This is a genomic window from Desulfonauticus autotrophicus (assembly GCF_055381725.1).
Genome location: NZ_AP042395.1, coordinates 945,061 through 963,926, shown reverse-complemented (window position 1 = coordinate 963,926; position 18,866 = coordinate 945,061). Strand labels below are relative to the sequence as shown.

17 protein-coding genes and 1 pseudogene are annotated in these 18,866 nt (G+C 38.5%); 14 read left to right on the top strand and 4 right to left on the bottom strand.

Translation table 11 applies throughout. From position 1 onward, the window contains the following. Window positions 1-4: 4 nt before the first annotated feature. Window positions 5-1,057: a heme b synthase gene (gene ahbD / locus ACZ42F_RS05575; RefSeq protein WP_029967857.1), complete on the bottom strand. Its 1,053-nt coding sequence runs from the start codon at window positions 1,055-1,057 to the stop codon at window positions 5-7. Between the two features lie 145 nt (window positions 1,058-1,202). Here ahbD and ACZ42F_RS05570 point away from each other — a divergent pair, with 145 nt between their 5' ends. From ACZ42F_RS05570 to ACZ42F_RS05560, 3 genes are read left to right on the top strand one after another with little or no spacing between them, the layout of a single operon-like run. Then, window positions 1,203-2,579: an FAD-binding oxidoreductase gene (locus ACZ42F_RS05570; protein ID WP_029967856.1), complete on the top strand. Its 1,377-nt coding sequence runs from the start codon at window positions 1,203-1,205 to the stop codon at window positions 2,577-2,579. A 1-nt stretch (window position 2,580) separates the two neighbouring features. Beyond that, complete coding sequence (locus ACZ42F_RS05565) at window positions 2,581-2,937, top strand: 4Fe-4S dicluster domain-containing protein (protein ID WP_464280043.1); 357 nt, start codon at window positions 2,581-2,583, stop codon at window positions 2,935-2,937. Continuing rightward, window positions 2,922-3,839 carry a (Fe-S)-binding protein gene (locus ACZ42F_RS05560; RefSeq protein WP_464280042.1) on the top strand — a complete coding sequence of 306 codons (918 nt, stop codon included), beginning with the start codon at window positions 2,922-2,924 and terminating at the stop codon, window positions 3,837-3,839. Before ACZ42F_RS05565 ends, ACZ42F_RS05560 begins: the two co-directional genes overlap by 16 nt. Here ACZ42F_RS05560 and ACZ42F_RS05555 read toward each other — a convergent pair. Continuing rightward, window positions 3,836-4,777, bottom strand: a complete 942-nt coding sequence (locus ACZ42F_RS05555; protein WP_464280205.1) for a GGDEF domain-containing protein — start codon at window positions 4,775-4,777, stop codon at window positions 3,836-3,838. The genes ACZ42F_RS05560 and ACZ42F_RS05555 overlap by 4 nt on opposite strands. Window positions 4,778-4,899: 122 nt before the next feature. Beyond that, window positions 4,900-6,057 (bottom strand): EAL domain-containing protein, encoded by a 1,158-nt coding sequence (locus ACZ42F_RS05550; RefSeq protein WP_464280041.1) that lies wholly within the window; start codon window positions 6,055-6,057, stop codon window positions 4,900-4,902. A 167-nt stretch (window positions 6,058-6,224) separates the two neighbouring features. Between ACZ42F_RS05550 and ACZ42F_RS05545 the strand changes: the two genes are divergently transcribed. From ACZ42F_RS05545 to ACZ42F_RS05515, 7 genes and pseudogenes are all read left to right on the top strand, one after another. Further along, on the top strand, window positions 6,225-6,395 hold the full coding sequence (locus tag ACZ42F_RS05545) for a hypothetical protein (protein ID WP_464280040.1): 171 nt from the start codon (window positions 6,225-6,227) through the stop codon (window positions 6,393-6,395). Window positions 6,396-6,413: 18 nt separating this feature from the next. After that, window positions 6,414-7,228, top strand: a pseudogene (locus ACZ42F_RS05540) (transporter substrate-binding domain-containing protein). Window positions 7,229-7,310: 82 nt separating this feature from the next. After that, window positions 7,311-8,315: an amino acid ABC transporter permease gene (locus tag ACZ42F_RS05535; protein ID WP_029966608.1), complete on the top strand. Its 1,005-nt coding sequence runs from the start codon at window positions 7,311-7,313 to the stop codon at window positions 8,313-8,315. A gap of 10 nt (window positions 8,316-8,325) precedes the next feature. Beyond that, window positions 8,326-9,066, top strand: a complete 741-nt coding sequence (locus ACZ42F_RS05530) for an amino acid ABC transporter ATP-binding protein (RefSeq protein ID WP_464280039.1) — start codon at window positions 8,326-8,328, stop codon at window positions 9,064-9,066. Between the two features lie 339 nt (window positions 9,067-9,405). Then, a complete protein-coding gene (locus ACZ42F_RS05525; RefSeq protein ID WP_464280038.1) occupies window positions 9,406-9,978 on the top strand; it encodes a hypothetical protein in 573 nt (190 codons plus the stop codon). A gap of 301 nt (window positions 9,979-10,279) precedes the next feature. Further along, window positions 10,280-12,292, top strand: coding sequence for an FAD-dependent oxidoreductase (locus tag ACZ42F_RS05520; protein WP_464280037.1), 2,013 nt, complete (start codon window positions 10,280-10,282; stop codon window positions 12,290-12,292). Between the two features lie 203 nt (window positions 12,293-12,495). Then, the gene (locus tag ACZ42F_RS05515; protein ID WP_029966886.1) at window positions 12,496-12,870 is read left to right on the top strand and encodes a PilZ domain-containing protein; all 375 of its coding nucleotides are present in this window, start codon (window positions 12,496-12,498) and stop codon (window positions 12,868-12,870) included. Here ACZ42F_RS05515 and ACZ42F_RS05510 read toward each other — a convergent pair whose 3' ends face one another. Then, complete coding sequence (locus ACZ42F_RS05510) at window positions 12,871-13,968, bottom strand: VOC family protein (RefSeq protein ID WP_464280036.1); 1,098 nt, start codon at window positions 13,966-13,968, stop codon at window positions 12,871-12,873. Window positions 13,969-14,136: 168 nt separating this feature from the next. On the opposite strand from ACZ42F_RS05510, the gene ACZ42F_RS05505 reads away from it, so the two are divergent. Genes ACZ42F_RS05505 through ACZ42F_RS05490 form a run of 4 tightly spaced genes read left to right on the top strand, consistent with a single transcriptional unit; the run spans window position 14,137 to window position 18,846 of the window. Continuing rightward, window positions 14,137-15,924: a M16 family metallopeptidase gene (locus ACZ42F_RS05505; RefSeq protein WP_464280035.1), complete on the top strand. Its 1,788-nt coding sequence runs from the start codon at window positions 14,137-14,139 to the stop codon at window positions 15,922-15,924. Window positions 15,925-15,929: 5 nt separating this feature from the next. Then, window positions 15,930-16,730 carry a M16 family metallopeptidase gene (locus ACZ42F_RS05500; protein ID WP_464280034.1) on the top strand — a complete coding sequence of 267 codons (801 nt, stop codon included), beginning with the start codon at window positions 15,930-15,932 and terminating at the stop codon, window positions 16,728-16,730. 13 nt (window positions 16,731-16,743) lie between these two features. After that, a complete protein-coding gene (gene argF / locus ACZ42F_RS05495; RefSeq protein ID WP_464280033.1) occupies window positions 16,744-17,646 on the top strand; it encodes an ornithine carbamoyltransferase in 903 nt (300 codons plus the stop codon). A 12-nt stretch (window positions 17,647-17,658) separates the two neighbouring features. Continuing rightward, on the top strand, window positions 17,659-18,846 hold the full coding sequence (locus tag ACZ42F_RS05490; protein WP_464280032.1) for an argininosuccinate synthase: 1,188 nt from the start codon (window positions 17,659-17,661) through the stop codon (window positions 18,844-18,846). Window positions 18,847-18,866 lie beyond the last annotated feature (20 nt).

Below are 18,866 nucleotides of genomic sequence, written 5' to 3'. Positions count from 1 at the left end.
AGTGTTAACCTTTCCTTTGAGGTATATAGGTGCAAAGGGGTTCTTCTGCCAGAAAGTTGTTTTTCATGGTATGCGCTCTTGCTCTACATCCTCCACAAACTCTGTGATATTCACAAATGCCACACTTACCTTCATAGCATTGAGGATTTCTTAATTTTTGAAAAATTTCTGAATGTTGCCAGATTTCGGGAAAGGGAGTTTTTCTTACCTGCCCGCAATCCAGTTCCAGATAACCACAGGGTTGAACCTGGCCAGAATGAGAGACAAAGCAAAAGCCTATTCCGCCCAGACAGCCTCTGGTATGGGCGTCTAAACCAAAGGTTTCCCTATCTACCTTTAAACCTTCTTCTCTGGCTCTTTGGCGCATGATGCGGTAATAGTGGGGAGCACAGGTGGCCTTGAGGTGCATGGAAGTGGTTTTGCGAAAGTCGTAAAACCAATTTAAGACCTCTTCGTATTCTTGAGCAGAAATGATTTCTTCCTGAATTTCTGCTCCTCTGCCTGTGGGTACCAAAAGAAATATGTGCCAGGCCACTGCCCCTAAGTCTTTGGCTAGATGAAAAATTTCCTTAAAGTGAGGCAGATTTTTTTTGGTCACAGTGGTGTTGATTTGAAAGGGAACACCTACTTTTTTTAACTCTTGGATTCCTTTTAAGGCCTGGTCAAAAGCTCCCACTACGCCCCTAAAGTCATCATGACTGCTGGCCCTGGGGCCATCTAAAGAAATGCTACACCTTTGAATACCTGCTTTTTTTATTTCTCTGGCCACATCTGCAGAGATAAGGGTGCCATTGGGAGCCATAACAGAGCGCAGGTTAAGAGAGGTAGCATGCCTTATTAATTCAAAAATATCCTTTCGAAGCAAGGGCTCTCCACCCGTAAAGATAATGACCGGGTCTCCAGCCTCTTTGAACTGATTTATTAAGGTAAGGGCTTCCTGGGTGTTTAGTTCTCCTGGGAAAGGATTAAGGCACGCTTCTGCCCGGCAGTGTTTACAAGCCAAATTGCAGGCTCTGGTTACTTCCCAGGCGATAAGTCTTGGGCCAGGTGTATGCATAGTTACTCCTTGTAAATTTTGGCTGGTTTTTGCCTGCCAAGTTTCTTAGGCAAAGTCAAATTGAAATCTTTGGGCTTTTGATTTAGCTTTTAAGCCTGGGTGTTGTTATCAAGCGAGTTTATTTCTCCCCTCAAATGGAGCCAATATGCACAAAAAATTAATTAAAAAACTTGAGCAATTACTGGGAAAGGAAAGGGTTTTACAGGAAGAAGCATTACTTCATGCTTATGCCTTTGATGGTTCCCCAGAAAAGCCCAGACTTCCAGGCGTGGTTGTGATTCCTGAAAATCAAGACCAAGTAAGGCAAGTAGTGAGTTTTTGCGCTCAAGAAGGTCTGGCACTTATAGTCAGAGGAGCTGGGACCAACTTAAGTGGCGGTACCATTCCAGTAAGGGAAAACACAGTGGTCCTTTTAACTGTGAAACTAAATAGAATTCTGGAGATAAATCCCCAGGACCTTTATGCCCGGGTGGAACCTGGTGTGATTACTTTAGATTTTGCCCGGGCTGTAAGCAAAGAGGGGCTTTTTTATCCTCCTGACCCTGGCAGCCAGGCTGTTTCCACTCTGGGAGGAAATGTAGCTGAAAATGCAGGCGGTCTAAGGGGTTTAAAATATGGAGTGACCAAGGACTATGTTTTGGCCTTAAAGTTTATAGATGGACTGGGAGAGGAAATAAAGGCCGGAGCCAGGACTGTAAAATGGGTAAGTGGATACAATTTGCCTGGCTTACTCACAGGTTCAGAAGGACAATTGGGAGTTATTACTGAAATTACCTTTAAACTTATTCCTCCTCCCAAATCTTCGCAGGCCATCTTGGTTCTCTTTAATTCCCTGCAAAGGGCAGCTGAAAGCGTATCCCTGATTATTGCCCAAAAAATTATTCCCTGCACCCTGGAATTTTTGGACAAATTTACCCTAAAGGCAGTGGAAGAATTTAGGCAAATAGGTTTGCCCACTTCTGCGCAAGCCATTTTACTTATTGAGGTAGATGGCCATCCAGAACAGGTAAAAGAAGAAAGCGAGCTTATTTTAAAGATTTGTCAGAAGCAACAGGGTGAGGTTTTTGTAGCCAGAGATGAAGAAGAAAAAAATAAACTCTGGCAGGCCAGAAGGGATGCCCTGCCTGCTCTGGCCAGGTTGAAACCCACCACTATTTTGGAAGATGCTACCGTTCCCAGAAGTAAGATAACAGAGATGGTTTTAAGCATAGAAAAGATAGCCCAAAAGTATGGACTGGACATTGGCACTTTTGGACATGCTGGTGATGGCAATCTCCATCCCACTATTTTAACGGATAAAAGAGATAAACGAGAGGCCCAAAAAGTGGAGAAGGCCATTGAAGAGATTTTTAACAAGGCCCTGGAACTGGAAGGCACCCTTTCTGGCGAGCATGGTATAGGTTTATCCAAGAAAAGATTTCTGGTGCAAGAAACAGGGCTTGCTACTTTAAATTACTTTCGGAGGATAAAAAAAGCTGCAGACCCTAAAAACATTTTAAATCCAGGCAAGGTGGTAGAATAAGGTGAAAAAGAGCAAACTTATTTTGCTGGCTAAAGAAATAAAGAAAATAGAAGAAGAATTGGTAAAATGCATGCAGTGTGGCCTGTGTCAGGCTGTATGCCCTTTGTTTAAAGAAACCAGGTTAGAAAGTGATGTAGCTAGGGGCAAAATATTTTTGCTTAAGCAGTTGGGAGAAAACCTACTCACTCAACCAGAACTGGTACAAAAATATCTGGATAGATGCTTACTTTGTGGTTCCTGTGGCTTTAACTGCCCCAGTGGGGTTTTGGGCGATAAGATTTTTTTAAGGGCCAGAACAATTTTAAAGGAGTTTTTAGGACTTAGCTTTATAGAAAAAGGGTCTTGGCTACTCTTTTAAGGGCTCCTAAGAATTTGGATTTTGCCTGTTTGTTGTTGAAAAAAAGCACTCCTTTGTGGAGTAGCCAGGAGCAAGACTTTTTAATTCCCAAAATGGGCTTAAAAAGACCTATTTTACCTTTGGCCAAGGAATTTTGGCAACATAAAGTGGGGAAAATAGATGAAACCAGAGGCCAGCTAAAGGTTGCCCTTTACCCTGGCTGTCTGGTGGATAAGGTTTTTCCAGAAGTAGGCTTTAATATGCTCAAGGTGCTTCGCTATCTGGGGGTGGGCATTTTTTACCCAGGAGTTTCTCTTTGTTGTGGCCTGCCTTTACTTACCTGTGGCAATGTAGATGGATTTAAAAAGGTGGTTTTAGAAAATTTAAAGTACTATCAACAGGTGTCTTTTGACTATTTACTGACTCCCTGTGCTTCTTGTACCTATACTCTTTCTTCCTTATGGAAAATTTATGCCCCTGATTTGTCTTTAGAAGATAGAGAAGTACTAACAGAAATAAGTTCCAAAACATTGGATATAGGAGTGTTTTTACATCAACACCTAGACAAAAAGGATTTTAAAAAAGATAGAGAAGAAAATCTATACACCTATCATGACCCCTGTCATTTAAGAAAAAGCCTTAAAGTTTATGTAGAGCCCAGAAGTATTTTAAAAAGCCTGACTAATTTTGTAGAAATGGAAGCAAGTGAGGAGTGCTGTGGATTTGCAGGTAGTTTTAATTTAAAATACTATGAGCTTTCACAAAAAATTGGCTTAAAAAAGGTGCAAAATATTTTGAATACCAAGGCTAAAGCAGTTGCTACCTCCTGTCCTGCCTGTATGTACCAGCTTAAACTCCTTTTAAAGGATAAGCCTGTAGAAGTGGTTCATCTGGTAGATGTAGTGGCCCAGAATATAGGTTAAATTTTACGGCGATTAAGGGCATAACTACAACCAGGTATTTTTTTGGCCAATTTTTTAGTGCCTGCAGCCAGGGTACTTATTTTTTCCAGATTAATATCTGGATAGCCATTTACAATGGCTAGGGATATGCTAGCTAAAGGGAATTCTCTTTCTTTTCCATCTCTTCCTTTGGCCTGGAGAAAACCCTGTTTTTGATGTTCCAGGTTATAAAAAGCTGGAATATGTTTTTGAAAACGCTGGCATAAATTACTTGCAATTTCTTCAGCCAGACTGGGTTTAGTAATTAACACAAAATCATCTCCACCTATATGGCCAATAAAAATATTTTCTGCTTTGTATTTTTGGCTGACTTCCTTTAACAATTTAGCCACCCCTTTAATCATTTCATCGCCCCTGGAAAATCCATAGATATCATTATACACTTTAAAATTGTCTATATCCAGATAGATTATGGATAAATTTTCAGGGTTGGTTTGTATTCTTTTTTCTATTTCTTGGTGAATGTGTTTATTGCCAGGAAGTCCAGTTAAGGGATTGGTGTCTTTGGCTAGTTCTATCTGTAATTTTGCCAGATAATTGGTGAGTTTTTGTACAGAGACAATGCCTTTTAATTTATTGTCTTTTACCACAATTATGTGGTCATATATCTTTGCTTGTTCTCTTTGCATAGCCAGTTTAGCTACTTTTTCCACAGGAGTGTCATGGGAAACAATTAAGGGATTTTTATCCATAAGATAAGAGGCATCCTTTTCATAATAAAGGGCAACTCCGTAATAGGTGCTTAACTCTCTGTCCAGGTGGTGGCTCATAATAAGGCCCAAAGGTCTTTGCTCTTCGTTTACAACCACAATACCACTAAAGGGAGACTGTTTGGTGATTATTTTTTTTATTTCTTTAATTTTCACTTGAGGAAGAATGCTTATGACCGGGCTGGTTATACTTTCAATGGTATTATTGGTTTTAAGTTCATGCTCTTTTTTATTTAATAAATTGGATAAGCTGGGATATTTTTTTTCTTTATTGGGCCTGGCTAAAAAATAACCCTGACCAAAGGGAACATTTAACTGGCAAAGAAAAAAAGTTGTTCTCTGGTTTCTATGCCTTCAACAATAATATTGATGTCCATTTTTTGGGCAAAGGAAAGAAAGGCCTCTAAAAGGGCCTGCTTGGTAGGATGGGTTTCAATGTCCTGGATTAAGTGGCAATCTATCTTGATAAAATCTGGTTGAATGTTGCCCACCAAGAAGAGGCCATTGTGTCCAGCCCCTAAGTCATCAATGGCTATTTTATAACCCTGCTCACGATAGTGTTCCAGGGTTTCAAAAAATAGCCTGAAATCTTTGGTAGAATGTCTTTCAGTAATTTCAAAAACAATTTGTTCTGGAGAAATGTTTAAACGGGTTAAGAGCTTTTTGGTCTCTCCACTGATAAACTTAGGGTCAGCCAGGGTTCTGGGATGGATATTTAAAAAGAGTAATTCTTCTTTTTTAAAAGGGGCAGCCTGTAAAATGGCCCTTTCTCTACAGACCTTTTCCAGGTCAAAAAGTAACCCAACTTCTTCTGCCAGTTTGAAAAGATTTAAAGGGCTTTCCAGAAAAGTGCCAGCAGGGCCTCTGCTCAGGGCTTCAAAACCAAGTACTTGATTGGTAGTTAGATTGACAATTGGTTGAAAAAGGGTGGTAATGTTCTTTTTTTCTAAAATCTCTTCTAAAAGTTTTAAAAAAGGTAGATTTTTTAAAGGTATTTTGTTTTTTAGGTGGAATTTTGCCTTTTGTAGAGATTTAGCTAGTTGTAAAGATATGTTTTCTTCTTGTTCTAATAGGGCATAACTCACTAAAAAGTCTAATTTATAACCGCTTAAGGAGAAGATAAGAGTGTTTATTTTTTCTTCAAAAATGGTTTTTATTTGATAACATAAGGTAGATAGTTCTTCTTCGTCTTTATAAAGAGATAAAAAGAAAAACTTTCCAGGTTCTAGAAAGAAAAAATCTTTTATTTTGCAAAATTTATCTTTTATTTCCTTATGGCAATCCTCTATTTCTTTGCTTATCTGCAAGATAAAATCAGCATCAAAAAGATTTTCTATTAAATAGAAGTTGTCTATTTCCAGGTAAATCAAACTGGAGTAATTGGATTTTGTAAAAGAAAATTCCTCTAATTTACGCAACTTTAATATCTCCTTTATTTTGTTGTTCCAGAAATAACTGAACTTGTTCATCTTTTCCCCTTAAGGACGGGCCAAGAGTAAAAATTTTTTGTGGAGAAAAGGTGACAAATAGGTTAAAGAAAAAAGACAGCATTTAAATGAGGGACTTGCCACTTTGCCGCTTGTCAAAAGGAGGCTAAAACACTAAGGAGGTCTTGGTTTAAATTAAGGAGGAAAAAATGGAGACCAAAATTTTAAAAGACAGATATAAACGAGAGCCAGTGGAAGTTGTTTGTCCTCTTTGTAAAGAGACCAAGATTGTTTACCTGCCTGAGGAAGAAATACCAAATTGCCCTGTATGTAAGGTAGAAATGGTCATCAGGGAAGTTTTGGTAGAAGGAAAATATTAAATTTAAGGAGGGGTGTTGATGAAAAGAATTTTACTTTTGTTCGTGGTGTTGTTCTTTGGTGCAGTTAATCTCTGGGCTGCAGACGCTGAGTTGGCCAAAAAGTCCACTTTGGAAGAGATTTTAAAAAGGGGTGAGCTTAGAGTGGGCTTTGATGCTGGTTATATGCCCTTTGAAATGACTGACAAAAAGGGAATTATGTTGGTTTTGATATTGACTTGGCTAAGGAAATGGCCAAGGCCATGGGAGTTAAATTTGTGCCTGTAAATACTGATTTTGACGGCATTATTCCTGCTCTTATGACTGGAAAGTTTGATATTATTATCAGTGGTATGACTGTGACTCAGCAGAGAAATCTACAGATAAACTTTGCAGATCCTTATATTGTAGTTGGTCAAACCATTCTTTTAAATAAAAAATTGGCAGGTAAAGTTAAGTCCTATAAAGACTTAAATAACCCCAAATATGTTGTAGCCTCCAGGATTGGCACTACAGGAGAAATGGCTGTAAAGAGATACATGCCCAAAGCAACTTATAAGTCCTTTGATAAAGAAGCAGACGGTGCTTTAGAGGTTTTAAATGGGAAGGCTGATGCCTTTGTCTATGATTTTCCCTTTAATGTGGTCTTTGTGGCTCAACACGGAAGTGACAAAGTTGTTCACCTGGATAAGCCTTTTACTTATGAACCTCTGGCCTTTGGCATAAGAAAGGGTGATCCTGACTTTTTGAACTGGTTAAACAACTTTTTACGCCAGATTAAAAACGATGGACGGTATGAGCGTATTTACAATAAATGGATGAGAAATACTGATTGGTTTAAAAAAGTTGCTGAATAATTGTATTTTTCCTTAGGAATAAGGAAGGGTAGTCTTTTAGGGTCTAAAAGACTACCCTAAATTTTTTAGGGAGTGAGCTAGAATGCAGCGTTTAAGTATGGAAAGGCCTCCAGGTTTGGGTTATAATTTGTTCTGGAAAGGAGTTTTTTTAGGCATAATTTTTCTTTTTTCCTATCTGGTTTATTTTGCCTCTCAGTCTGTAGAGTATACCTGGCGCTGGTATAGAGTGCCCCAATATTTTTATTATACAGCTAAAATAGATGTTACTTCTCCTTTAGAAGGAGAGATAAGAAGTATTACAGAGGACAAAGACGGTATAAAAGTTGTTATTAAGGGAGAAGAAGAGGAAACCATCTCTTTACCTGCTAAATCAGAATTGCTTTTGTCTGAAGGGGATTATGTATATCCAGGAGATAAGATAGGTTTTTATAAAAAGGGAAAGCCAGGTCTATTTTTAGTAGGCCTTTACATAACTTTAGAAGTTAGTGTTTTAGCTATTATTCTGGGCATAATTATTGGTTTATTAACTGGTCTTGCCCGTATTTCTAAAAATCCTGCCCTGCGTTATCTGGCTATCACCTATATTGAAATTATTCGAGGCTCACCTTTGTTGGTGCAGATTTTTCTCTGGTATTTTGTGGTGGGCACCCTGGTCAATGCCATCTTGAGTAAATATGGATTTCCTCCCATACCTTCTTTGTGGTATGGAGTAATTTCTCTGGCTATTTTTTCTGGAGCTTATATTGCAGAAATTGTCAGAGCAGGTATTCAATCTGTATCTAAAGGCCAGATGGAAGCTGCCAGATCCCTGGGTTTATCTTATGCCCAGGCCATGCGTAAAGTTATTTTACCTCAAGCTTTTCGCCGCATTTTACCTCCTTTGGCAGGACAATTTATTAGCTTGATCAAAGACTCTTCTTTATTAGGAGTTATTGCCATAAGAGAATTAACAAAAGCCACTAGAGAGATTGTTACTACCAGTTTGCAGCCTTTTGAAATGTGGATTGTGTGTGCTCTTCTTTACTTGGTTTTGACTTTTACTCTGTCCATGTTTGTTCAATACCTGGAAAGAAAGGCTATTTTGTAGGAGTTTAAATATGATAAAAGTTCGTAAAGTAAATAAATATTTTTATGTTCCTCATACTTTACATGCTTTAAAAGATATTAGTTGTGATATTCAAAAAGGAGAGGTCGTAGTTATTATTGGGCCTTCTGGTTCAGGTAAAAGTACTTTTTTACGCTGTTTAAATAGACTGGAATTTCCTGACAGTGGAGAAATAATTATAAATGGTCAGGATATATTAAAAGCTAAAAAGGAGATAAACCAAATTAGAGCAGAAGTGGGAATGGTTTTTCAAAACTTTAATTTATTTCCCCATATGAATGTGCTGGAAAATATTACCATGGCTCAGATGGTGGTAAGAAAGCGTAAAAAAAAGGAAGCAGAAGAAAAGGCTTTGTTTTTATTGAGCAAGGTAGGATTAAAGGACAAAGCCCTGGCTTATCCCGGTCAACTCTCAGGTGGACAGCAGCAAAGAGTGGCCATTGCCAGGTCTCTGGCTATGGATCCCAAAGTAATGCTCTTTGATGAACCCACCTCAGCCTTGGACCCAGAGATGATTGGAGAAGTTTTGGCTGTAATGAAAAATTTGGCCAGAGAAGGTATGACCATGGTGGTGGTTACGCATGAAATGGGCTTTGCCCGAGAAGTAGCAGATAGGGTGATTTTTATGGATGAAGGTAAAATTATTGAACAGGGCATTCCAGAGCAAATTTTTACCAATCCCCAGGAAGAACGGCTAAAACTTTTTCTTAACCAGATTTTGAGTGGAAAATAAAATGGTTTAGTTGTAAGTAGGTTAAGTTTAAAAGGTTAATTTTTAGTGCATACCTGGTTAAGGTTTAAAATTTTTTAGTTGCCTTTATCCCCACCTGCCTTTTTTTGTCCTTTTAACTCTTAAATTAAAATATTTTTCCAGAAATATATAGTGGTTATAATCGTTTTATTTTTTTTCATCTATTTCTTTTGGTTTCTATCCTTTTTAAACTACCTGCTTTAATTCCTTTTATTCCAAAGTTAAAAATTCCCTTAGTTGTTTTAAAAATATTTAACTTCTTGCTAAAAAAACAATTTTAAAATAGGAAAAGTTAATTTTAAATTATAAGGGGAGGGAGCTATGAAAATAATTAGGATGTTGGCAATTAGCTTTTTATTTTGTTTAAGTGGAACGCTAGCTTTTGCTTTTACCCATGAGGACTTATATCCTTTTTTAGAAGTTCAGCTTCCAGGTTATACAGCCGATGAACTGGATGGATTTGAGGCTGGAGGTAGTATTATAGCTGCTAGGGATTATTTTAAGGGAGGAAACGAGGATATTATTTTTGGCGTTTCCATTGTCCTGGGACAAGCGCTTAATGTTTCTCCAGCTTTACTTTCCAACCAAGGCCTTAAGGGGAAGGAGCATCTTTATAAGACCAGCATTCAAGGGTTTAAAGCTGATGTGACCAAGGGCGGGGAAGATTGTACCTTATGTGGAGGAATTTTGGTTCATTTGGAAGGTAAAAATCGTTATTTTGTTTGTAATTATCAAAATATAACGGATAAGGAAGCTATTTCTTTAATAAACAGGTTTGATCTAAAAGCTATCAGTAAAGCAATTAAAAATGTGCAGCTTCCTGAAGGTGGTATGATGAAAATCCCTGGTATGGGTGGTGAGAGTAAAGAAGAAGCAGGAGAGCTTGGTTATTAAAATTTTTTTAGTTTAAGCAGGAAGCTTAAGCTTCCCGCTTAAGGCAAAATTATCTTTTACCTTTCTTTTAACTATCTTTTACCCTCCTGTGTCCAATTTCTTTTTTCTATTGAACTAAACTATAGAGATTTAAATTTTAAATTAAGATCTCTATAGTTTTTATTTATTCTTCATATATAAAATCTATTGATTGTCTTTTTATTATTTAAAAAAGTAATTTGACTTTTTTAAAGAACAAGTCTGTTTATTACTTATCAAAGTGTCTTTTTAGCCAAATTTTAATTTATTTAAGGAGGTAGTTATGGCTAAAGTCGGAGTTTATGTTTGTCATTGTGGGACAAATATAGCTGGAGTAATAGATGTAGAAGAAGTTAGAAAGTTTGCTGAGGGCTTGCCGGATGTGGTTGTAGCTAGAAAAGATCTTTTTATGTGTTCCAATGCAGGGCAAGAGATTGTAAAACAGGACATTCAGGCTGGTTTAGTGGATAGGGTTGTGGTTGCTTCTTGTACTCCCAGGACGCATGAGCCCATCTTTAGAAGCGTATTGGAATCTGCCGGCTTAAATAAATACCTTTTGGAAATGGCCAATATCAGAGATCAGGGTAGCTGGGTTCATCCTCATGATAAAGAAGGAGCTACAGAAAAGGCCAAGCAATTGGTTGCTTCTGCTGTGGCCAAGGCCGTACATCTGGAGGCTTTAGAGGACAAATTTATAGATGTAACCAAGGCTGCCATGGTTATTGGTGGAGGAATTGCAGGCATTTCTGCTGCCTTGGAATTGGCCAAAATGGGTTATAAGACCTATTTGGTGGAAAAAGAGCCTTCTATTGGTGGAGTGATGGCACAGCTGGATAAGACCTTTCCCACCAATGACTGTTCTGCCTGTATTTTAACCCCTAAGATGGTAGAAGTGGCTAATCATCCCAATGTGGAACTGCTTACTTACAGTGAAGTGGTTGGATTAGAAGGTTTTGTGGGCAATTTTAGAGTAAAGGTAAAAAGAAAACAGACTTATGTGGACTGGGATAAGTGTACTGGTTGTGGTGATTGTGCCGAGGTCTGTCCAGCTAAGGTAACTGATACTTATAATGCTGGCCTTAGTACCAGGGGAGCAGCCTATATTATGTTTCCTCAGGCAGTGCCCAAGAAGGCTGTAATAGATATGGATAACTGCCGTAACTGTGATGGCCGCAAGCAAGGAGAAGAGCCCAGGATAAGCAAGAAGACAGGTAAGCCCATTTTAGCTCCCTGTGAGAAGGCCTGTCCTGCTGGAGCCATCGATAGGGGCTTGAAGTTAAATCCTGAGGGAGAGATTTTGGAAGTGGAAGTTGGCTCTATTGTAGTGGCCACTGGTTTTAAGGTAATGGAAAAGGATTGGTTCAAGGAATTTGCACCCAAATCTCCCAATGTAATTACTGCCTTGCAACTGGAAAGGCTTATTTCTGCTACTGGACCTACTGGTGGAAAGCTGCTTCGTCCCTCTGATAATGAAAAGCCTCATACTCTTACTTTTATTTCCTGCGTTGGTTCCAGAGATGAAAAGTATCATACCTATTGCTCTGGAATTTGTTGTATGTATATGCTTAAACAGGCCAGATTACTTAAAGAAAAGTATCCAGATTTAAACATCAATATGCATTTTATTGATGTGCGTACTCCTGGTAAGGATTATGATGAATACTATGTTGGTGCTCGCAAGATGGGTATCAATATTTTTAAAGGCAAGGTAGGAGGTTTGGAGATTTTGCCTGGGGATAGACTGAGAGTACTTGCCTATGATATGGAGCAAAACACACCTATAGAATATGAATCTGATTTGGTGGTTTTGGCCACAGCTGTAGAAACTCCTGAAAGTACTCAAAAGCTGGCCCAGACTCTGGGCTTACAGTTCTGTGGTTCTAAATTCCTTAAAGAACTCCATCCCAAATTAGGTCCGGTGGAAACCTCTGTAGAAGGAATTTTTATTGCTGGTTGTGCCCAGGGACCAAAGGACATTCCTTACTCTGTTGCCCAGGGTAAGGCTGCTGCTGCAGTTGCTGCTGTACCTCTGGCTGAAGGCAAGGTAAAAATAGATCCTATGATTTCTGAGGTAAATACAGAAAAGTGTAGTGGTTGTGGTATTTGTGTTCCTCTTTGTCCTTATGGAGCCATCTCTCTCAAAGAAATGGGAGGTAATTTTAGGGCGAGTATTGAACCCAGTAGTTGTAAGGGCTGCGGGGTTTGTGCTTCTGCCTGTCCTTCCCAAGCTATTCTTTTGCATGGTTTTGATGATGAAGCTATTTTTAGTCAAATAGAGGCATTGTGCACATATTAAATGAAGTTTGTGCTTTGGGATTAGATTTTAAAAAGGGGCTCTAAAGAGCCCCTTTTTTGTTTTAGCAGGTTGAGATTACCTCTTAATTGGGGACGGGTTAAAAAAGTTATAAACTTAGAACAAAAGAGGAAAAGAAGAATAGTCCTTGTCTATTTAAAGAAAAATAGGTAGAAGTAGATTAAAAAACTTTTAAGGAGTAGGCTATGCAGGAAAAAAGGCGTAGACTCAGGATAGAGCTTGCTTTGCCAGCCTGGATATATGTAGAAGGAAAAAGGATTAAGGCTCAGACTGAAAATATCAGTTTAAAAGGGGTATTGCTTAAGTTTGGAGAAGAAAGTTATCCCTTTAAAAAGGGTGAGAAGTACACTTTACTTCTTTCCCCAGGAGGAGGAGTGGAAATAAAGGTGCTTACGAAATTGGTTGCTTTGAATGAAAGAGGAGGAGCCTTTGACTTTTTAAAAATGGACGAAGTTTCCTTTAACCACCTTTATAATATTATTCGCCTTTATGCTCCTGATCCAGATGAAGTAAAGGCAGAGCTTCTCAATCCTGCTTTTAATATTGAAGAACTGGATTAATTATAGCTGTTTTTCTGTTGCTTTTGTAAGAGAAGTAACATTACTTTTTGTAAAAAAGCCTTTAAAGTCTCCAAATCTCTTAATGTATTCGTTTACTAAAAAAGTATAGGCTGAAGGGCAAGAGAAGGTTTGTTTTAATCCTTCTTCTTCAGAACCTACTAAATCGATTAAAAAACTTAATCCGTCTTGTTTTAAATTTTTAAATACTTCTTCTATATTTTCAGTATAAAAAGCCAGGTGATGCACTCTAGGCCCATAATAATGGATAAAACCTTCAGTAGGTCCAATTATTTCTTTGCTTTCCAGCTTTTGAATTCCAGAAGTAAAGACCAAGGCAAAATCCTTTTCTGATAATCTAGTTACAGAGGTGATGGAGTTTAATTGGTTTACATAAATGGCAAAATCAAAGTTATAATTGGTTAGACTCATAAATTCTAAAATAGCTTTATTGCGCCATATGGCTTTTACTCTTGTAGCTGCATGGTCCAGCTTGCCTATGTATTTAAGGTAACTACGCTGTGGTTTGGTAAGGTTTAGCTCCAAGTCTTGGTCTGTATCCAGGCGGTATGATTTTTTATTTTTCCACTCCATAAAGCCAAGAGAATTGTTGGTATAAGCAGAAGGATAGGTTTTAACATATTTGAAGTTATTATTTTTTATCCTTTCTTCAAACTTTATTCCTGCTTCTTCCTGAATAGTGGTGTACTTGTCTAAATCTTCTACTTTAAAAATAAAGGTTTCTAATCTAGTATTAGGTAAGGATTGGGTTTTGGGATATAGGTTTAAATTTTGGTTGGGTCTGGGAGTGTTATAAGCTGTAATTAAAATGTCTGCAGAGCCAGGTAAAGACAGTACAGAGCATTTTCTATGTTGATTGAAAAAACTGTCTTGAATATCATATCCTGTATAGTTTAGAAGCTCTTGTATTGCCTTAAAAAAGTTGTCTGGCTCTACATTTATGATAATGGCTTCCAGGCCTTTTACCAATCCATCTAATCCAAGTTTTTTCCTTTGTTCTTGTATTTTATTAGCCTGAGCTATTAATTCTTTCTCACTACTTTGAAATTCTTCTTGGGCCAGTTCAAAATTGTCCACCATGAATAACTCCTTGAGTTTAATTTTATAATAATTAGTAAATAAAAAATATTTTTTTTGTAAAGAAAAAGTTTGCTAAAAGGGGCAGAGCTTTTTTTTGACATTTGCTACTTAAGGGAATAAACTTTAAGTTTAAACTTTTGCTGGCAAGAGCTAAAGGAGGCTCTTAAAATGTTAAAAAGAATTCTGGGAGTTTGGCTGGTAGCTATTATTTTAAGTTTAGGTGGAGTTAGTATGGCTGCAGAATTAGTGGTTTTACCCAATGGCTTAAAGGTACTTGTTCAGGAAGATAATCGTTTTCCCCTGGTTTCTGTGCGTCTTTTTGTGCGTACGGGATCTGCCTATGAAGATCCTAAACAGGCAGGTATAAGTCATCTTTTAGAGCACATGGTGTTTAAGGGTACGGAAAAGAGAAAAACAGGCGAAATAGCAGAGGCCATTGAAAGTAAAGGTGGATATTTAAATGCTGCCACTAGTTTTGACTATACTGTGTATGTGATGGACATGCCTGCCAAACATTGGGAACTTGCCCTGGAAGTACTGGAGGATATGATTTTTCATTCCCGCTTTGATGAACAAGAACTGGAAAAGGAAAAAAATGTTGTCCTGGCAGAATTGGAGCGAGGTGAAGACAATCCTGGACAAAAATTATTTAAAACCATTCAAGCCAAGCTTTTTCAGGGTTCTCCTTATGCCAGGCCAATTATTGGGTTTGTTGATAGTGTAAAAAGCATTACTGCCAGGGATTTAAAAAACTATATTCAGGAGCATTATCAACCTTTAAACATGCTTCTGGTGGTATGTGGTAAGATTAAAAAGGATGAGGTTGTTAAGGCTGCGCAAAAATACTTTGGGAAGTTAGAAAATAGAAAATCAGAGGTTTTATTTTCTCCTCAACCTCTGGATCAGCCTGTAAAGCCAGTGGTAGAGGTGGTGCAGGGTCCCTGGAAAAAAGTTTATGTGGATATAGGTTTTCCTGCTCCTTCCATGCACAGTAAGGATGCCCTGGCTTTGGAAGTGCTGGCTTATTTGCTGGGAGGAGATAAGACTTCCTATTTTTATCGCCTGTTGAAGTACGAAAAAGGGCTGGTGGACGATGTTTCCAGCTCAAGCTTACTTTTGGACAAAAGAGGAGCTTTTTACTTTAGTGTTAGTTTGGATCCAGATAAGGTGGATAGTTTTTGGAGTACCTTTTTACAACATCTTCAGCATTTAGATTGGAGCCTCATAGATGAAGTAAGGTTAAAGCAGGCTAAATTAAACCTGGAAAACGACTTATTGCAGGCCAAAGAGACCCTGGGAGGCATTGCTTCCAAGCTGGGCTATTTTCAGTTTTTTGAAGGAAGCTTTCTGGCAGAAAACGCTTATCTGCAGGCCTTACAGGGTATTACTCTTGAGGATTTAAAGAAAGTTTATCAAACCTATTTGCAGCCAGAAAGGTTGGTGGCAGCCTTTCTTTTGCCTAAAGAAGTAAATTTAACTGCAGATTATTTTTTGAGTAAAATCAAGGTATCTCCTGCTGTAACTCCAAAAGCTGTTTCTGCCAGAGGCCGCAATCAAAGGGTTCTGGATTTGGGATTGGGGAGAATGCTGGTGGTGGAGCAGGACTCAACCTTGCCCTATACTGCCCTAAATATAAGCTGGAAAGGTGGGGACAGTTTGCTTACTCCAAAAGAAGCTGGATTGGCTGTTTTAACTGCCAAGGCTTTATTAAGAGGCACTTCCAAGCATTCTTTTCTAGAAATACAGGATTTTTTGGCCCTTAGAACCAGCGATTTAGAAGCAGAAGCAGGTCGCAAAAGTTTTTCCTTAAAGGCCAAATTCCCTTCTAAATATAGTGAGGATATTTATGCCCTGCTGGAAGAAATTATTTTGGAACCAAGTTTTCTGGCTGAAGAAGTAGAAAAGTCCAAATTGGAGCAGATTGCTGAAATAAAAGAAAAAAGGATAGTCCTGTAGGATTGTTGTTTAGAGAATTATTTCCTTTTCTCTTTAAATCTGGCCCCTATTCCTTTTATCACTTGGGTCAAGAAGATAGAGTAGCCAGGTTTTCAGTGGAACAGGTTAAAGAGTTTTGGGAAAAACAAAAACAATATCCTTTTATTATTTCTGTATGTGGAGATGTAAGCGAAAAGGAACTGGATAATTTTGTGCAAAAAATACGGGAAAAACTACGTCCTTCCCAAAAGATAGAGGATTCCTTTTTGTGGACCAGGGAAAAAGAACTGGTTTTGAACTTGCCAGAGAGGAATCAAAGTCATTTGCTCCTGGTATTTCCTGTACAGGGCTTAAAGTCTACAGACACTCCTGGCTTAACAGTTTTAAACCGTATGTTAAGCGGGCAGTCAGGTTTGCTTTTTCAAAGGTTAAGAGACGAACAAGGCCTTGGCTATAGCGTGACCTCTTTTCTCTGGCAGTCTTCTAAAACTGGCTTTTTGGCCTTTTATATTGGCACTTATCAGGGTGAAGAAGATAAGGCCCTGGAGGGTTTTAAAGAGGTGATTGCCCAGTTAAAGCAAGGTCAATTCAGAGAAGAAGAAGTTATTCGGGCTAAAAATGTGTATGAAGGAAGTTATTATCGCAACTTACAGTCTTTGGGGAGCAGGGCTAGAGAAAAGGCAGAGCTTTGGTTACAAGACCTTAATTTTGATTTTAGAGAAAAGATGATTCAAGAGGTCAACAAGATAAGCAAAGAGGATATTGTACAAACAGCTTCCACTTACCTGGACTTTAGTAAAGCGTATTTACTGGAAATAAAACCATAAGGGGAGAGATAGAATGCGTCATTTTCTTTCTATTCTGGATTTGAAGGTACAAGAGGCTCAGGATTTAGTAAAAAGAGCTTTAGAAATGAAAACAACAGATTATCGTTCTGATTTGCTGGCTGGCAAGGTCCTGGCTCTTATTTTTGAAAAGTCTTCTACTCGGACCAGAGTTTCTTTTGAGGTTGGAATAAGTCATTTAGGCGGTAAAACTATTTTTATGACACCTAGAGATTGTCAGCTGGGAAGAAGTGAACCTTTGCAGGATACAGCCAGGGTCCTTTCCCGTTATGTTCAAGGCCTGGTAGTACGCACCTTTGAACAGGAAAAGTTGGAACTTTTGGCTTCCTTTAGTTCCATCCCCATAATCAATGCCTTGACTGATCTTTATCATCCCTGCCAGGTCATGAGTGATTTATTGACCATTTATGAAAGAACTCCAGATTTTTCTCAACTGAAAATAGCCTGGATTGGAGATGGCAATAATATGGCTCATTCCTGGATAAATGCTGCCATTTATTTTCCCTTTCAGTTAAATATTGCCACTCCTAAAAAATATGCTCCAGATGGAGATATCCTGGCTAGAGCCTTGAGTATGGGGGCAAAAGTTTATTGTACAGATGATCCTAAAGAAGCAGTTGAAGATGTGGATTATGTTAATACAGATGTTTGGGCTTCTATGGGGCAGGAAGAAGAAGCAGAAATACGCAAAAAAATATTTGCTCCCTATCAGGTAAACAAAGAATTGCTTTCCAGAGCTAAAAAAGAAGTAAAGGTGATGCACTGTTTACCAGCGCATAGGGGAGAGGAAATTACAGAAGATGTACTGGAAAGTGAAATGTCTATAGTTTGGGATCAGGCAGAAAATAGATTACACATGCAAAAGGCTATTTTAGAACTTCTTTTTCTTAAAAAGTGAGGTGAAGAAAGTATGAGTAAAATAGAAAAAGTTGTTTTAGCATATTCTGGAGGTTTAGATACTTCAGTAATTTTAAAGTGGATAAAAAAAACTTATCAGTGTGAAGTAATTACCTTTACTGCTGATCTGGGGCAGGAAGAAGAGCTTAGTGGCCTGGAGGAAAAGGCTTTAAAGACAGGAGCAAGTAAGGTTTATATAGAAGACTTGCGTGAAGAGTTTGTAAAAGAATATGTTTTTCCCATGTTCAGGGCCAAAGCTATTTATGAAGGTCGCTATCTTTTGGGCACTTCCATTGCAAGGCCGCTTATTGCCAAGAAGCTGGTGGAAATAGCCAGAAAGGAAGGTGCCCAGGCCATTGCCCATGGAGCCACTGGCAAGGGTAATGACCAGGTACGTTTTGAACTTACAGCCATGGCCCTGGCCCCAGAGCTTAAAACCATTGCTCCCTGGCGAGAATGGGATTTGAATTCTAGAAAGGCTTTAATAAGTTTTGCCCAGGAAAATGGCATTCCAGTACCTGTGACCAAAGAAAAACCCTATAGTTGTGATCGCAATTTGTTACATATTTCCTTTGAAGGTGGGGAGTTGGAAGACCCCTGGCTGGAGCCTGGAGAAGGCACTTATGTTTTAACCGTACCTCCTGAAAAGGCTCCTGAACAGCCAGAAATTATTACCCTGGAATTTGAAGCAGGCAATCCTGTGGCTTTGAATGGAAAAAAACTATCTCCAGCTAATCTACTAAAAGAACTGAATGTATTGGGAGGAAAGCACGGTATAGGTCGTATTGATATGGTAGAAAATCGTTTTGTAGGGATGAAATCCAGAGGAGTTTATGAAACTCCAGGAGGCACTATTTTGTATGTAGCTCATCAGGATCTGGAGGGTATCTGTCTGGATCGAGAAGTATTACACTTAAGAGATAGCCTGGTGCCTAAATATGCAGAAATGGTGTATAATGGTTTCTGGTTTTCTCCAGAAAGAGAAGCTCTCCAGGCTTTTATGGATAAGACTCAGGAGAAGGTTACAGGAGAGGTGCGCTTAAAACTCTATAAGGGCAATGTTTATCCTTTGGGCAGGCGTTCTCCTTATAGCCTTTATAATCCAGAGTTTGCCACCTTTGAAGCAGACGAGGTTTATAATCAAAAAGATGCAGCAGGTTTTATTAGATTGCAGGGTTTAAGGTTATTAGCAAGAAAATAAGGGTAGAATATGAGTAAACA

What these genes read in the sequence shown, in the direction of transcription:
- ahbD (WP_029967857.1), bottom strand. Translation starts at nt 1,057, where the DNA reads ATGCATACACCTGGCCCAAGACTTATCGCCTGGGAAGTAACCAGAGCC.
- ACZ42F_RS05570 (WP_029967856.1), top strand. Translation starts at nt 1,203, where the DNA reads ATGCACAAAAAATTAATTAAAAAACTTGAGCAATTACTGGGAAAGGAA.
- ACZ42F_RS05550 (WP_464280041.1), bottom strand. Translation starts at nt 6,057, where the DNA reads ATGAACAAGTTCAGTTATTTCTGGAACAACAAAATAAAGGAGATATTA.
- ACZ42F_RS05545 (WP_464280040.1), top strand. Translation starts at nt 6,225, where the DNA reads ATGGAGACCAAAATTTTAAAAGACAGATATAAACGAGAGCCAGTGGAA.
- ACZ42F_RS05535 (WP_029966608.1), top strand. Translation starts at nt 7,311, where the DNA reads ATGCAGCGTTTAAGTATGGAAAGGCCTCCAGGTTTGGGTTATAATTTG.
- ACZ42F_RS05530 (WP_464280039.1), top strand. Translation starts at nt 8,326, where the DNA reads ATGATAAAAGTTCGTAAAGTAAATAAATATTTTTATGTTCCTCATACT.
- ACZ42F_RS05525 (WP_464280038.1), top strand. Translation starts at nt 9,406, where the DNA reads ATGAAAATAATTAGGATGTTGGCAATTAGCTTTTTATTTTGTTTAAGT.
- ACZ42F_RS05520 (WP_464280037.1), top strand. Translation starts at nt 10,280, where the DNA reads ATGGCTAAAGTCGGAGTTTATGTTTGTCATTGTGGGACAAATATAGCT.
- ACZ42F_RS05515 (WP_029966886.1), top strand. Translation starts at nt 12,496, where the DNA reads ATGCAGGAAAAAAGGCGTAGACTCAGGATAGAGCTTGCTTTGCCAGCC.
- ACZ42F_RS05510 (WP_464280036.1), bottom strand. Translation starts at nt 13,968, where the DNA reads ATGGTGGACAATTTTGAACTGGCCCAAGAAGAATTTCAAAGTAGTGAG.
- ACZ42F_RS05505 (WP_464280035.1), top strand. Translation starts at nt 14,137, where the DNA reads ATGTTAAAAAGAATTCTGGGAGTTTGGCTGGTAGCTATTATTTTAAGT.
- argF (WP_464280033.1), top strand. Translation starts at nt 16,744, where the DNA reads ATGCGTCATTTTCTTTCTATTCTGGATTTGAAGGTACAAGAGGCTCAG.
- ACZ42F_RS05490 (WP_464280032.1), top strand. Translation starts at nt 17,659, where the DNA reads ATGAGTAAAATAGAAAAAGTTGTTTTAGCATATTCTGGAGGTTTAGAT.